The sequence below is a fragment of the Streptomyces sp. NPDC002306 genome (genome assembly GCF_053593435.1).
The window spans coordinates 1-1,264 of sequence record NZ_JBSFCK010000148.1 but is presented as its reverse complement, the minus strand read 5'-3'; the positions used below and the strand labels follow the sequence as shown (position 1 = coordinate 1,264).

The window sequence follows — 1,264 nt, the reverse complement described above, 5'->3', positions numbered from 1 at the left end:
GGGTCTGGTGCAGGTTCAGGTGACAGGTTCGGTCACGCGGCCTGGAGGGCCGATGTGATCATGACGGTCTCGAATTCGACGGGGGTCAGCCGGCCGAGTGCGGCTTGTCTGCGGCGGCGGTGATAGGTCCGCTCGATCCAGGTCACGATCGCCATCCGCAGTTCCTCGCGGGTGGTCCAGCTCCGGCGGTCGAGGACGTTCTTCTGCAGCAGGCTGAAGAAGGACTCCATGGCCGCGTTGTCGCCGGCTGCCCCGACTCTCCCTATCGATCCGGCCATCCGGTGGCGATCGAGCGCGCGCACGAATTTTCGGGACCGGAACTGCGATCCGCGATCGCTGTGCAGGATGCATCCGTCGACGTGTTCGCGCCGGGCCACGGCGTTGTGCAGGGCAGTCACAGCCAGGCGGGACTTCATCCGCGCATCGATGGAATAGCCCACGATTCTGTTGCTGAAGACGTCCTTGATCGCGCAGAGATACAACTTGCCGTCACCGGCGGCGTGTTCGGTGATGTCGGCGAGCCATAGCCGGTTCGGCCCATCCGCGGTGAAGTCACGGCGGACCAGGTCGTCGTGCACCGGCGGCCCGGGCTTCTTGACCCGGCCGCGTTTCTTGCCGAACACGCTCCACCAGTGGTTGTCCCGGCAGATCCTCCACGCGGTCCGGTCCGCCATGCCGGATCCCGTGCTGCGGGCTTCGTCGGCCAGGAAGCGGTAGCCGAATTCCGGGTCGTCGCGGTGGGCGTCGAACAGCGCGTTCGCGCGATACGCCTGCTCCAGCACGGCGTCGGCCACCGGCTTGTCGAGCCAGCGGTAGTAGGGCTGTCTGGCGAGCTTCAGCACCCGGCACGTGACCGCGACGGGCATCCCGTCCGCGGCCAGCTCTTTCACGAGCGGGTAGATCCTTTTCCCGGCAGATGCGCCTGCGACAGATAGGCCGTCGCCCGGCGCAGGACCTCGTTCTCCTGCTCCAGCAGCTTGATCCGCCGACGTGCTTCCCGCAGTTCCGCGCTCTCCTGGCTGGTCACCCCGGGCCTGGATCCGTCGTCGGTGTCCGCACGGCGCATCCATTTCCACAGCGTCATCGGATGGACGCCGAAGTCCTTGGCCACCTGCTCGACCGTCACTCCCGGGCCACGATTCCTCGCGACCCGCACGACGTCCTCGCGGAACTCTTCGGGATAAGGCTTGGGCACAGCGACATCCTTCCCACCCGCCCCACAGGGCAAGCCAGTTCAGATGTCACCCGATCGTGCAGCAGACCC

General features: G+C 66.6%; 1 protein-coding gene. It reads right to left on the bottom strand.

Features of this window, described 5'->3' with window-relative positions; all coding sequences use genetic code 11:
* Positions 1–32: 32 nt before the first annotated feature.
* Positions 33–1,195, bottom strand: a protein-coding gene (locus ACWCQK_RS42530) for an IS3 family transposase (RefSeq protein ID WP_451164636.1) whose coding sequence is annotated in 2 segments (ribosomal slippage) — positions 33–908 and positions 911–1,195 — 1,161 coding nt in all. Because the reading frame shifts where the segments join, the coding sequence is not laid out codon by codon here.
* Positions 1,196–1,264 lie beyond the last annotated feature (69 nt).